Source organism: Streptomyces odontomachicola (genome assembly GCF_039605595.1).
In the GTDB taxonomy this organism is placed as follows: domain Bacteria; phylum Actinomycetota; class Actinomycetes; order Streptomycetales; family Streptomycetaceae; genus Streptomyces.
Window position 1 is genome coordinate 23,772 of the sequence record NZ_JBCFOK010000012.1, and the last position, 12,435, is coordinate 36,206.

General features: G+C 72.9%; 12 protein-coding genes and 1 pseudogene. 9 read left to right on the top strand and 4 right to left on the bottom strand.

Annotation, left to right across the window (positions count from 1 at the left end):
• Positions 1 to 855: 855 nt before the first annotated feature.
• Together ABEE00_RS21945 and ABEE00_RS21950 are read right to left on the bottom strand one after the other, a co-directional pair.
• Positions 856 to 1,506, bottom strand: coding sequence for a response regulator transcription factor (locus tag ABEE00_RS21945; RefSeq protein WP_345747322.1), 651 nt, complete (start codon positions 1,504 to 1,506; stop codon positions 856 to 858).
• Positions 1,494 to 2,729, bottom strand: a complete 1,236-nt coding sequence (locus ABEE00_RS21950; protein ID WP_345747323.1) for a sensor histidine kinase — start codon at positions 2,727 to 2,729, stop codon at positions 1,494 to 1,496. Before ABEE00_RS21950 ends, ABEE00_RS21945 begins: the two co-directional genes overlap by 13 nt.
• Before the next feature lie 208 nt (positions 2,730 to 2,937).
• Between ABEE00_RS21950 and ABEE00_RS21955 the strand changes: the two genes are divergently transcribed.
• Positions 2,938 to 3,183: a hypothetical protein gene (locus ABEE00_RS21955; RefSeq protein WP_345747324.1), complete on the top strand. Its 246-nt coding sequence runs from the start codon at positions 2,938 to 2,940 to the stop codon at positions 3,181 to 3,183.
• Between the two features lie 101 nt (positions 3,184 to 3,284).
• Positions 3,285 to 3,857, top strand: a complete 573-nt coding sequence (locus ABEE00_RS21960) for an LOG family protein (protein ID WP_345747325.1) — start codon at positions 3,285 to 3,287, stop codon at positions 3,855 to 3,857.
• 122 nt (positions 3,858 to 3,979) lie between these two features.
• Here ABEE00_RS21960 and ABEE00_RS21965 read toward each other — a convergent pair whose 3' ends face one another.
• Positions 3,980 to 4,348 (bottom strand): DUF6344 domain-containing protein, encoded by a 369-nt coding sequence (locus ABEE00_RS21965; RefSeq protein ID WP_345747326.1) that lies wholly within the window; start codon positions 4,346 to 4,348, stop codon positions 3,980 to 3,982.
• A gap of 214 nt (positions 4,349 to 4,562) precedes the next feature.
• On the opposite strand from ABEE00_RS21965, the gene ABEE00_RS21970 reads away from it, so the two are divergent.
• Positions 4,563 to 6,047 (top strand): hypothetical protein, encoded by a 1,485-nt coding sequence (locus tag ABEE00_RS21970; RefSeq protein ID WP_345747327.1) that lies wholly within the window; start codon positions 4,563 to 4,565, stop codon positions 6,045 to 6,047.
• Here the strand turns inward: ABEE00_RS21970 and ABEE00_RS21975 are convergent.
• A complete protein-coding gene (locus ABEE00_RS21975; protein WP_345747328.1) occupies positions 6,019 to 6,912 on the bottom strand; it encodes a bifunctional DNA primase/polymerase in 894 nt (297 codons plus the stop codon). The two genes, ABEE00_RS21970 and ABEE00_RS21975, sit on opposite strands and share 29 nt — an antisense overlap.
• A gap of 387 nt (positions 6,913 to 7,299) precedes the next feature.
• Between ABEE00_RS21975 and ABEE00_RS21980 the strand changes: the two genes are divergently transcribed.
• The 6 genes and pseudogenes from ABEE00_RS21980 to ABEE00_RS22005 all read left to right on the top strand — a co-directional run.
• Positions 7,300 to 7,563: a hypothetical protein gene (locus ABEE00_RS21980; RefSeq protein WP_345747329.1), complete on the top strand. Its 264-nt coding sequence runs from the start codon at positions 7,300 to 7,302 to the stop codon at positions 7,561 to 7,563.
• A 280-nt stretch (positions 7,564 to 7,843) separates the two neighbouring features.
• The gene (locus ABEE00_RS21985) at positions 7,844 to 8,785 is read left to right on the top strand and encodes a bifunctional MaoC family dehydratase N-terminal/OB-fold nucleic acid binding domain-containing protein (protein ID WP_345747504.1); all 942 of its coding nucleotides are present in this window, start codon (positions 7,844 to 7,846) and stop codon (positions 8,783 to 8,785) included.
• Positions 8,782 to 9,168 carry a MaoC family dehydratase gene (locus ABEE00_RS21990; protein ID WP_345747330.1) on the top strand — a complete coding sequence of 129 codons (387 nt, stop codon included), beginning with the start codon at positions 8,782 to 8,784 and terminating at the stop codon, positions 9,166 to 9,168. Before ABEE00_RS21985 ends, ABEE00_RS21990 begins: the two co-directional genes overlap by 4 nt.
• Positions 9,165 to 10,328: a lipid-transfer protein gene (locus ABEE00_RS21995; RefSeq protein ID WP_345747331.1), complete on the top strand. Its 1,164-nt coding sequence runs from the start codon at positions 9,165 to 9,167 to the stop codon at positions 10,326 to 10,328. The genes ABEE00_RS21990 and ABEE00_RS21995 overlap by 4 nt, the downstream gene beginning before the upstream one ends.
• Positions 10,329 to 10,533: 205 nt before the next feature.
• Positions 10,534 to 11,409 (top strand): DUF1906 domain-containing protein, encoded by an 876-nt coding sequence (locus tag ABEE00_RS22000; RefSeq protein WP_345747332.1) that lies wholly within the window; start codon positions 10,534 to 10,536, stop codon positions 11,407 to 11,409.
• A 227-nt stretch (positions 11,410 to 11,636) separates the two neighbouring features.
• Positions 11,637 to 12,170 (top strand): annotated as a pseudogene (locus ABEE00_RS22005) (SigE family RNA polymerase sigma factor); the annotation flags it as partial.
• Positions 12,171 to 12,435 lie beyond the last annotated feature (265 nt).

The window sequence follows — 12,435 nt, forward strand, 5'->3', positions numbered from 1 at the left end:
TCCGTACTCGTCGTCCAAGGCTGGTAGTGATTACCGGACCCCGCTGCTCCGGCTGTTCTCAGGAGCAGAAGCAGGGCCCCTGCCCAACTCCTTGTCTCCCACACCTAGTTGTACTCGAGCCGAGGGGCACGGCTTATGGCCGGGGAGCACGCCGGGCCACCCTCTTGAAAACCGGCGAGGCAGCGAGTCGGGCTATCCCGCAGACGGTCAGGTAGCTACCGCTGCACGCTGCGATCCAGGTGGGCACCGCGAGAGCCCAGGAGCCGGACAGTCTGTACGCCGCCGATGCGGCCGTTCCTCCGCAGAGATAGCCGACGAACCCGGCGAGAGCCTCGCGGATGGGGTGCTCGCCACCGCGCAGGTAGCTCCTGGCTTTCCAGTCAGTGAGTCGCTCTCGGGCCGCGGCCGGCAGCTCGCGTATGTGCATGCGGGTGTTCCCGTGATCGTGTTGGTGCGGTGACGCCGAGGGCGGCGCGGCGAGCACAGGGGTGCCGCATGACAGGGGCGGCCGGAAGACTGCGCGCAGAGGGGCTGATCTGCACCGCGGGGCGCGGTTTCGTGCCAGAAAGCGTCTGGATGCAGTTTTGCTAGAGCTGGTGGTTCGTGATGAGGCCCAGAAGATAAGCGACTACGCCTATCGACACGACCTCTACGATCCGTCGGGTTACGCTCCTCCGCTGTCCTTTCGGATGCGTGAGCCCTAGAAGGTCGCTCCAGAATCGGAGTCGCGACATAGGAGAACTCTCCTCGGCGGGCATTGCGCGGTCGTGGTGGCCGCCGCTGCTACTCATCGCTCACCTCGGGCACGGCGGATGGCGCGGAGGGCTATGTGTTCCGGTACGCCGATCGCTGCCGTCAACCGGTGTTGTCCGCGGCCTCCAGGTATGCCAGGACCGCCAGGACTCTGCGGTGGCCGCCCTCGGTCGGGGGGAGGGCCAGTTTGTGGAAGATGTTGCCGATGTGTTTGTGCACCGCGTTCGTGGTGATCGTCAGGCGGGCGGCGATCTCGTTGTTGTCGAGGCCCTGGGCCATGAGCGCGAGGGCCTCGCGCTCGCGCGGGGTGAGCTGCGACAACGGCGCGCTCCCGGCGAGGAGTTGGGAGACGACGTCGGGGTCCATGACCGTGCCCCCGGCCGCCACGCGGTGCAGCGCGTCGGTGAACTCGCCCACCCGGCTCACCCGGTCCTTGAGCAGGTAGCCCACCGCGCCCGCGCCGTCGGACAACAGCTCGCGCGCGTACACCCGTTCCACGTACTGCGACAGCACGAGCACCGGCAGGCCCGGCAGTTCGCGGCGTAGGGACACGGCGGCGCGCAGGCCCTCGTCGCGGAAGGACGGCGGGAGGCGTACGTCGGCGATGACGGCGTCGGGGCGCAGCCGCGGGACCGCGTCCAGCAGGCCCGGCGCGTCCGTCACCACGGCTTCGACGGTGATGCCGCGGGTGCCGAGGAGGAGTTCCAGGCCGGAGGACAGCAGCACGTTGTCCTCGGCGATCACGACCCGCACGGCAGCTCCACGGTGACGGCGGTGGGGCCGCCGACGGGGCTGGAGACCAGGACGGTGCCGTCCAGGGCCGCGGCGCGGCGGCGTATGCCGAGGACTCCGCTGCCGCGGGACTCGTCGACGCCGCCGAGTCCCTCGTCGGTGACCTCGATGAGCAGCCGGTCACCCTCGCCGGATTCGCCGCGGGAGAGGCGTACGGCGACCCGCGAAGCCCCGCTGTGCTTGGCCGCGTTCGTGAGGCACTCGGTCACGATGAAGTACGCGGCGGCCTCCACGGCAGCCGGCAGGCGGCCCAGGTCGCCGACGGTCGCCTCGGCCGGGATGCCGCAGCCGGCCGTCGCGGCGGAGACCGCGCCGGCCAGGCCGCGGTCGGCGAGCACCGGCGGGTACATGGTGCGGATCACATGCCGCAGCTCCGCCATGGCCTCCTCGGCGCCCTCGTGCGCCTCCCGGAGCAGCTTCGCGAGCACCTCGGAGTCGCCGTCCAGCGCCTCGCGCGCGACGCCGAGCCGCATGGCGATGGCGACCAGCCGCGCCTGGGTGCCGTCGTGGAGATCGCGTTCTATGCGGCGCAGTTCGGCGCCGTGTGCGTCCAGGGCGCCCGCGCGGGACTCGGTGAGTTCGCCGATCCGTTCGGCGAGCCGCTCCTCGGCCGAGGGTTCCAGGGCGGCGAGGCACGTACGGGCGTGGAGGCGGGCGAGTGCGGGGACGGCCCACCGCAGGAGCGCGGCTCCGGCCGCCGCCTCCGTGCCGCCCACGGCCAGTGCCGTGGTCCAGTCGTCGACCGTGATGCCGGTGGTGGTCAGGGAGCCCGAGGGCAGCGTCCACCACAGCGCCGCGGTGAAGAGGCCGCCCGCCGCGATGCCGGCGCACAGCAGGGTCAGCAGGCCGACGAGCAGTCCCGTGCCGATGTGCCGCGGCACCCAGCGCAGGTCGCGCCGCGTCTCGGGGGCAGCACGCAGGTGCTTCCACTGGGCGCGTACGCCCTTGGGGAGCGGACTGCGGCGCGCGGTGACCTCCACGCCGAGCAGAACGGCGGCCCGGCAACGGTGCCACTCGGCCCAACGCCGCACGCCGCTCAGTAACTTCGGTACGAGTAACAGCCCCAGTCCGCCCAGCCCCGTGGTCACCACGCCGAGGGCGAGCAACGGCGGGATCAGCAGGCTGGCCAGCGCCGTCGGGAGGACGGCGAGGGCGTACGGGAGGCTCTTCGCAGCTGTTCTCATGCGCATGAGTGTGCGGTAAGGCGGCCGCGGACCGCACTACAGCGGGCTACCCCTTCCGGCCCGACGGGCGCAGAAACCCCTGTCAGCGCGTGCCCGGCCTGTCCGGACGCGTCCGGGACATGTCCGGGACGGGCGATCGCCTCCCCTCGCCCCGTACCGCCGTGCAGCATGACGCCGTCCGCACCACCACGACTTCGAAGGGGAAGACATGCGTACTCGTACCGCTCTCGCCGGCGCCGCACTGGCGGCCGCTCTGCTCACCGGTGGCGCCGCCGCCACCGCGCAGGCGGCACCGGCGCCCGCCGTGCCCGGTGCCCAGACGTGGATCTACGTCGGCACCTACAGAACCGCGCAGGCCTGCTACAACGACGGCGTGAACTCGGCCTACTCGCAGTGGGACTGCAAGAAGAGCAGCAGCGGCAAGTGGCAGCTGTGGGTGAACGACGCGTCGTAAGGCCGGTCCGCCTCCGGTAATTGCTTCGTCGCGGCCGCTCTGCGCGTGGTAGATCGGGTGGACCGGTCGGTATTCGCCGGTCTGTCTTTTCGGAGGTCTCCATGCGTCGCGTCGCCGTCTTTCTCGCCTCGTCCGACGGGAACGATCCCGCGTACGCGGAGCTGGCCGCCCAGGTGGGCGCCGAGCTGGCGCGGCGCGGGATCGGGCTCGTGTACGGCGGCGGGCGCACGGGGCTCATGGGGGTGCTGGCCGACAGCGCGCTGAAGGCGGGCGGCGAGGTCGTCGGCGTGATGCCGCGCAGCATGGTCGCGCGGGAGTGGGCGCACGAGGGGGTCACGGAGCTGCTGCTGTGCGACTCGATGCACGAGCGCAAGGCGATGATGGCCGAGCGCGCCGACGCGTTCGTGACCCTCCCCGGCGGGCTCGGCACGCTGGAGGAGATCTTCGAGGTGTGGTCGTGGCGCCAGCTCGGCTTCCACGCCAAGCCCGTCGGCTTTCTCGACGCCGGCGGTTTCTGGACGCCGATGCTGGACGCGCTGCGCGGCATCTCCGCCACGGGGCTGCTGTCAGCGTCCACCCTCGACGATCTCGCCGTGGCCCCGGAACTGCCCGCGCTGCTGGAGGAGTTGGAGGAGCGGTCGCGCCGCGCCCCGCAGCCGGCACACGGAGGCTGACGGACCCAGCAGAACCCCGCAGAGCCCAGCAGAACCTCGCAGAGCCCCGCAGAACCCCGTACACACAACAGGGCGCCCGGAGACCGTGTCTCCGGGCGCCCTGCCCCAGCAGGGAGGCGGGGTCATGGCGGCGTCGGCACCGGGTCCGTTTCCGTGTCGGCGGGGGCGGAACCGCGGGTCGCGGGCGAGGATCCGTGCGCCTCGGCGCCGATGCGCTGCTTCATCGTGGGCGGCAGTGCGGACTGCTGCGGCAGCCGGGGCTGTGCGGCGAATTCGGAGGTATCCGGTGCGTTTCGCGCGGCGCCGGAGTGCGCGGTGCGCGGCTCCTGGGCGTTCTTCGCTGTGCCGGCGGCACCCGCGGCGTTCGTGGCGTTCTCCGCGGCGTTCTGCGTGGTCTTGGCCGCGGCGGTCGCCGGGGCTGCGAAACCGAGTGCGGCGAGGAGCGCGGCGACTGCCGCGACGAACGCGTTCCAGATCTTTCCGAGCTGCATGGCTGCCCGTTCCCTTCGTTCCTGTCTGACTACTTTTCACATCGTGTGGGTCGGTACGAGAAATCTCTGCACCGACACTCCGATTCGCGGATCGTCGGACAAACGTCATCCGTATGGCGGCAGGGCGGCGGAAGGGAGGGCCGCGGGGCGCCGGAGAAGGGCCTCCCCGCGGACATCCGGGCTCTCCGCGAGCGCGAGCGGTTACGGTGCTCGCATGGGGAGTGATGGGGAGGACGAGGTGCAGGAGCAGGGGTACGGGCTGCTGATCGCGGCCACTCCGGCCGGCGCGCACCCCGCGCTGGCCGCGACCGAGGCCCTTCCGGCGCTTGCCGCCGTGCCGCCGCGCGTTCTGCTGGGCGCGGCGAATGGTTCCGTCGTACAGCTTGCCGACCCCGGGGATCCGCACGCGGTGCTGGCGCAGCTCCGCACCGCCGCCGCGCACCGCGGGCCGCTGCTCCTCTACATCGCGGGGGAACTGCTGCTGGACTCCAAGCAGCGGCTGCCGCACCTGGCGCTGTCCAAGTCCTCGCCGCGTTCCGTGCGGTACACGGGACTGCCCTGGCACTGGCTGGAGTCCGAACTCGCGGGGCGCGCGCCGGGCAGTACGACGCTGGTGCTCGACCTGATCGCGGAGGAGGAGGTGCACCGGCACCGGCTGATAGGCGAGCCCGAGGCGTACGGCTGCCTCGCGCCGCCGCCCGCGAAGCGGCAGAGCAGGGCGCCGCTCTACAGCCGGGCCCTCGCGGGACTGCTGCGGAACGCCGCCGAGCGCCCGCCCATGTGGCAGCTCCACCAGCAGGCGGCCCAGCAGGCCGTGCAGGACGCGGGGGCGACGGGCCGCGAGGTGTTCCTGGCCCCGCCACCGCCGCCGCAGTACGGGGGGATGGCCGGCGGACACGGCGGCGGATACGGCGGATTCGCGGAGTACGACGGCGGGCCCGCGGGTGGGCAGTGGGCGCCGCCCGCGCCGAGCGGGTATGGGGAGAGCGCGTACGGAGAGGCCCCGGCTCCCGGGGCGGGGCCGTCACCGGAGGCGGCACAGCCCCCGCCGCCCGCAGCGCCCGCACCCTCAACTCCCGCGCCCGCGGCCCCCGCTCCACCTGCGGCCCCACCCGCCGCGCCGCCCGGGCCCCCGGCCGCCGCCACGCCCGCCGACCCGCTCCAGGCCATCGCCGACGCGTCCAGGGACGGGCGGCACGGTGAGGCCATGGCCATCGCGATCGCCTGGGAGACGGCGGCGCTGCGCAAGGGCGGGCCGGGGTCCGAGGAGGCGATCCACTGGACCGAGGTGCGGGCCGACCTGGCGCACCGCTCGGGCGACGCGGCGCGCGGCTGCGAACTGTGGCTGCACGCGGCAGGCACCCGGCTGCAGACCGGCCAGGACCCGCAGGCCGAGGAGGTGTCAGGCGCGGTCGACCGGGCGCATCACTGCTGGCAGCGGCTGGAGGACACGCACGAGACGGTACGGCTGGGCCGCCGCCTCGCCGAGCTGCGCGAGTGGTCGCCGGGGCGCCAGGAGGGCGCGCTCGAGGACGTACGCACCCGGCTCGCGGAGGCGGAACGCACGGCGGAGGCGGGCACTCGACCGGAAGGGCACCCGCGGGAGCATCCCGAGGGCGGCGCGAACGGCGGTGCCGGCGGCGAAACCGACAGGGGCACCGGCGGCGGTTTCACGTCGCCCTGGGCAGCGGGCCGTTGACCCTGTCCGTCTGATCCGCCCCCGCCCGCCCGATGTGCCGCGCCGCCGAGGCCACCGTGCCGCGGGCCTCGCGCTCCGGCAGGCCGGTGGAGACCGCGGCCGCCGTGAGGGGGCCTGCCAGCGCGTCGCCGTGGCCGGTCTCGTACGCGCGGCAGGCGGCCCAGAAGAGGCGGGCGTTGCGCTGTCCCTCGCGGGCGCCGCGCACGAAGTGCAGCAGCGCCGAGCCGTCGGAGGGGCCGGAGCCGTACGCGCGCGTCCCGCGTAACGGCGGCTGCGGCTTCGGCGTGAGCAGCCGCAGCAGCGCGGGAGGCACGGGCGCGGGGGCCAGCGCCGAGGCGCCGGGGGCGAGGCGGTAGACGCCGCCGGAGGTCACGGAGCCGGGGCCGACGAGGTAGCCGCCGGTGCCCCGTACATCGATGCCGGGGGCGAGGCGTCCCGCCGAATTCGGCACGTGCGGGCTTCCCGGGCCGCGCAGCCACAGGTGCAGCCCGCCGCTCGGGGTCAGCACGGTCACGGTGGCGGGGACGGTGAACTCGTGCGCCGCGGCGAGCCGTTCCAGTTCGCCGAGCGCGTCCGTGCCGTGCTTCACGTCCAGGTCGAGGCCGATCAGGTGCAGCGGCGCCCGCCCGCACGCGACCCCGTAGCCGGTGGCCCAGGGCGCGGCGGCGAAGAGCGCGCGCACGGCGGCCGGCTCGGCGTCCGCGTCGTGCACCCCGTGGCCGTGCCGTCCGCACTCTCCCCGACACGGAGAGTAGTCGGAGCGGTGCGGCGAGGGGATCGCGGGGAGCTTGCCGCGGGTCAGCGGGAAGACCGGGAGGCCGCGCGCGGCGGCGGCGAGGGCGTGCTCCAGAGCCGTGGTGGCCATCTCCCCAGTTTCGTACGGGAGTTCGGGCAGGGGAAGCGCTCGTGTCCGTGCGCCCTGGCGTCGCGCCGGGTGGAGCCCCGGGTTCCGACCAGGGGCGGAACGATTTCTCCCGGGCGGTGGAGGGGGAGGCGCGGGGTGGCGCCGCGTCGTGGGTGCCGTGCCGCGCCGGAGATGGTTGCAAGGTGGGTTTATCGACACATCATCACGCGTGCGGGCGAAAGAGCCCGGAGGGAGTGGTTCGCCGGGTTCGGGTGGGCAACTCTGGTTCCGCGACGTCGTCAGGGCGAGGCAGGAAGGCCAACTGCCTTGCAGCACAAAGGACTTCAAGGCTTCACCATGCGTACCGATCACGGTGCGCACAAAGCGCGACCTTTCCGGAGGAAAGACATGGCACGCATCCGTACCGCCCGTGTGATCGCCGCGGCCGCTTCCGTTCCGCTCGCCTTCGTGCTCATGGGCGGCGTGGCCCAGGCAGACAACGGCTCCTTCGCGGGCAACGGATCGAACTCGGCCGCCAACGGGCAGGCCGCCGTCGGCAACGGCGCCAACACCAACCAGGCCAACAACGCCAATGTGAACGGTGACGGCGCGGTCGTCGACCAGGACAACCAGACCGTGAACAACACCGTGACCTTCAACGACCTCTGGTGACCGCTTAGCCGCACGGCTCTCGGCGACGCCGAGCCGGGCGTGTTCATGGGGCAGGGTTGCGGCTGCGCGTCCGCGTCGGAAGGGGTTCCGGCGGCGGGCGCGCAGTCGCGTGCGCGGGGAGAAGGGTTGACACGCGCGCCATATCTGACGGACAGTCAGATCGCTCTGGCCCGGCACCCGGAGGAGGCGGAGGGACGCCGTGGACGACCGACCTCACGAGCACGACCAGCGCCAGCACGACCAGCAGGACCAGCACGAACGGCAGGGCGCGCGGGACGACTTGGAAGAGCGGCTGCGCGCGTACGAGGGCAGGCCGGCCGCGTCGGGCGGCAAGGGCAGGGACCCGGTCAACGAGCCGATGATCCGGCACTGGTGCGAGGCGCTGGGGCATCCGGTGCCCGAGGACGGCAGCGCGCCGGAGACCATGCTCCAGGTGTGGACCATGGCGGGGCTCTCCGGGCATCCGGGGGGTTCGGGGAGGTCGTCCGCGTACGACGAACTCCTGGGCGCGCTGGAGGAGTCGGGATACCGGGCCGTGGTCGCCACCGACTGCGAGCAGGAGTATCTGCGTCCGCTGCGGCCGGGGCAGGAGATCGGCTTCGACGCGGTGATCGAGTCGGTGTCGGAGCGCAAGACGACGAAGCTGGGCACCGGCTACTTCGTGACGACGCGGATGGATGTGACCGCGGACGGGGAGCCGGCGGGGACCCATCGCTTCCGGATCCTCAAGTACCAGCCCGCCAAGGGCGGTTCGAGCAGCGGGAAGCATTCGTCCGCGGAGAAGAAGGAGAAGCCCGCGCGGCGCCCGCGTCCCGTGATCAACCGGGACAACGCGGGGTTCTGGGAGGGCGTGGCCCGGCACGAGCTGCTGATCCAGCGCTGCGAGGACTGCGCGGCGCTGCGTTTCCCCTGGCTGCCGGGGTGCAACGCGTGCGGCTCCGAGCACTGGTCGACGGTGCGCGCCTCGGGTCGCGGCACGGTCTATTCGTACGTGGTGATGCACCACCCGCCGTTCCCGGCCTTCGACCCGCCGTACGCGGTGGCGCTGGTGGAGCTGGCCGAGGGGGTGCGGATGATCTCGGACGTCACCGGGGTGCCGTACGAGAAGGTGCGCATCGGGATGCCGGTCGAGCTGGAGTTCCTGCGTGTGGACGAGGAGTTGGAGCTGCCCGTCTTCCGGGCGGCCGACAGTGCGGTGGACAGCGGGGAGGGCGTGGCATGAGGAACTGCTCGGTGGGGGACGCGCTGCCGCCGCTGCGGATACCGGTCACCCGCACGCTGATCGTCTCGGGCGCTGTGGCGTCCCGCGACTTCCAGGACGTGCACCACGACGCGGAGGCCGCGCGCGAGAAGGGCTCCCCCGACATCTTCATGAACATCCTGACCACGAACGGTCTTGTCGGACGGTACGTGCACGAGTGGGCCGGCCCCGGAGCGCGGCTGCGCAAGGTCGCCGTGCGGCTCGGCGCACCCAACTACCCGGGCGACGAGATGGAGTTCACCGGCGAGGTCACGTCGGTGGACGAGGGGCGCGTGGAGGTGGCGGTGACCGGGCGCAACAGGATCGGCAAGCATGTGACCGGCACGGTGGTGGTGTCGTCGTGAGCCTGCGCGGACCGGACAGGCTGGGCGGCGCCGCCGCGATCGCGGGGATCGGCGCGACGGAGTTCTCCAAGGACTCCGGGCGCAGCGAACTCAAGCTCGCCGTCGAGGCGGTGCGCGCGGCCCTGGACGACGCGGGGCTCGCGCCGGGCGACGTGGACGGCATGGTCAGCTTCACCATGGACACCAGCCCCGAGATCACCGTGGCCCAGGCCGCCGGGATCGGCGAGCTGTCCTTCTTCTCCCGCATCCACTACGGGGGCGGCGCCGCGTGCGCGACCGTGCAGCAGGCGGCGCTCGCCGTGGCCTCGGGGGTCGCGGACGTGGTGGTCTGCTACCGCGCGTTCAACGAGCGCTCGGGCCGCCGCTTCGGCTCGGGCGTGCAGCAGCGCGAGCCCTCGGCCGAGGGTACGGCGATGGGCTGGGCCCTCCCCTTCGGCCTGCTCACCCCGGCGTCCTGGGTGGCGATGGCGGCGCAGCGCTACCTGCACACCTACGGGCTGACCCCGGACGCGTTCGGGCACGCCGCGGTGAACGCCCGGCGGCACGCGGCGACCAACCCGGACGCGTACTTCTACGAGCGGCCGATCACCCTCGCCGAGCACGCGGCCTCGCGCTGGATCGTGGAGCCGCTGCGGCTGCTGGACTGCTGCCAGGAGACCGACGGCGGCCAGGCGATCGTGGTGACCTCGGTGGAAAGGGCCCGTGACCTGCGGCGTACGCCCGCGGTCATCGCCTCGGCCGCGCAGGGCGCGGGCCGCGCGCAGGAGCAGATGACCAGCTTCTACCGGGACGGGCTCACCGGGCTGCCGGAGATGGGCGTGGTCGCGCGGCAGCTATGGGCGGGCAGCGGGCTGCGGCCCGAGGACATCGACGTGGGCATCCTCTACGACCACTTCACGCCCTTCGTGTTGATGCAGCTTGAGGAGTTCGGCTTCTGCGGGCGCGGCGAAGGAGCCGACTTCACCGCGGAGGGCCCGCTGCCCATGAACACCCACGGAGGGCAGCTCGGCGAGGCGTACCTGCACGGCATGAACGGCATCGCCGAGGGCGTCCGGCAGGTACGGGGCAGCGCGGTCAACCAGGTCGCGGGCGCGGAGCACGTGCTGGTCACCGCCGGCACGGGCGTGCCGACCTCGGGGCTGGTGCTGAGGGGGGACTAGCGGGGAGTCCGGGACATGGCGCGGTGACCTGCCATTTCGCGGGTTTCCGTGCGCACGGGCAGGTGTGCGCACGGGACGCGCGGACGCAAGCGCGCGCCACCCGCGCTGCGGCAGACGGCTGAAACCGCGGGGCGTGCTGGCGTGCCTCGCGGGGGTGCCGGGGCAGATCTTCTTCACTCACCCCATGCGCCTGAATAGTCACATCATGCGAGGTTTCGTGGTCCTGCTGGCCGCGCTCGCCTCCCTGTGCACGGGCCTGGTGCCCGCCGCCTCCGGGGCCGCCACGAGCCCCGGTACCGCCCAGCACGCCGCGTCGTCCGACTCCGGTGAGGGCTCGCGCGCCGAGGCGCGCGCGGTCCGTCACTTCCGGGGGCAGGCCTTCGACACCTGCAAGGCACCCTCGTTCCAGACCATGCGCGCCTGGCGCCAGTCCTCGCCGTTCCGCGGGGTCGGCATCTACTTCGGGGGCCGCGCCAGGCACTGCCCGAACCAGGAGAACCTGACCCCGAGCTGGGTCAGGGGCGTGGACCGCATGGGCTGGCGGATGCTGCCCATCTACGTCGGATCGCAGTCGCCGTGCGTCACCTCCCAGCACAAGCGCAAGACGCTGATCAGCTCGCGCCACCCGGTCATGCAGGGCGTCCAGGAGGGCCGCGACGCGGTGCGCCGTGCCAGCGCGCTCGGCCTGGGCCGCAGCAGCGCGCTCTACCTGGACATGGAGATGTACCGGTGGTGGGAGCACCCGAGGTGCGCCGTCACCACGCGGCACTTCATCCAGGCGTGGAACTACGCGGTGCGCAAGAACGGCTATGTCCCCGGCCTCTACAGCAGCTCCAACGCGGGCATCAAGCACATGGCCAGGGCGCGCGCCGAGGGCCACGGGAGCCTGCCGCACGCGGTGTGGTTCGCGCGCTGGACCAAGAAGCCGCAGGTCGACAGGGAGCCCGTGCTGCCGCCCGGCTCCTGGTACCCGCACCGCCGCGTCCACCAGTTCGAGGGCAACACCACCAAGACGTACGGCGGACAGAAGATCCAGATCGACCGGAACGCGGTGGACGCCCCGGTGGCGGCCGTGCCCTGACCCCGTAAGCCGTGCCCTGACCCCGTAAGGGGTGTGCGGGCCCCGCACGGGGCGTGTGCCGTGACCCCGTAAGGGGCGCGGGAGGTTCCCGGGGACCCTGAGCCGGAGGGCGTGGGCCCTACACCTTCAGGAGGTGGGGCCCGCACCACCTCTACGCCCACAGGCGGATGCCGCTTCGGGACCTGTGGGCGATCCGGCAGGGGTAAGGCCGCTTCTAGCTTTGAGGCATGACCACGACGGGGACCGCCCGGGACGCGGAGCACCGCACGGCGACGGACGCAGCACCGCTGACGTTCACGTCGTACGTGCGGGCCCGCGGGCCGGTACTGCTGCGCACCGCAAGGTCGCTCACCGCGAATCCGAGCGACGCCGAGGACCTGCTCCAGACCGCGCTGACCAAGACCTATCTCGCGTGGGACGGCATCACCGACCACCGCGCGCTGGACGGCTATGTGCGGCGGGCGCTGGTCAACACCCGTACGTCGATGTGGCGCAAGCGACGCGTGGACGAGTTCGCCTGCGACGAGCTGCCCGAGCCCGAGGTGGCGCCAGGACCCGACCCGGCCGAGCAGCAGGCGGTGCGGGACGCGATGTGGCGCGCGATCGGCAAGCTGCCCGACCGCCAGCGGGCCATGGTGGTACTGCGGTACTACGAGGACCTCAGCGAGGCGCAGACCGCCGAGCTGCTGGGCGTCTCGGTGGGCACCGTGAAGAGCGCGGTCTCCCGCGCCCTGGTCAAGCTCAGGGAGGACCCCGAACTGGCCAGGGGCGTGCGGGACTCCGACCGCGAGCAGGGCGTCGGGTCCGCAGCGCCCCGGGAGACCGGCGCGCTGCCGGGGCCCGGGCCGGCCGCCGTGCCCGCCGCCCGGGGAGTACGCGGATCCCGTACCGCACGCGGCGCCGCGCGCACCGCACACGGGGCGGGACTGGCTGCCGCCGCCTAAGGGCCGTCGCGGGGTGGGCGTCTCAGGGTTCGCTCAGGGAACCCCTAGGGGATGTGTGATCCTCACGGACCTGCCCGCAGCC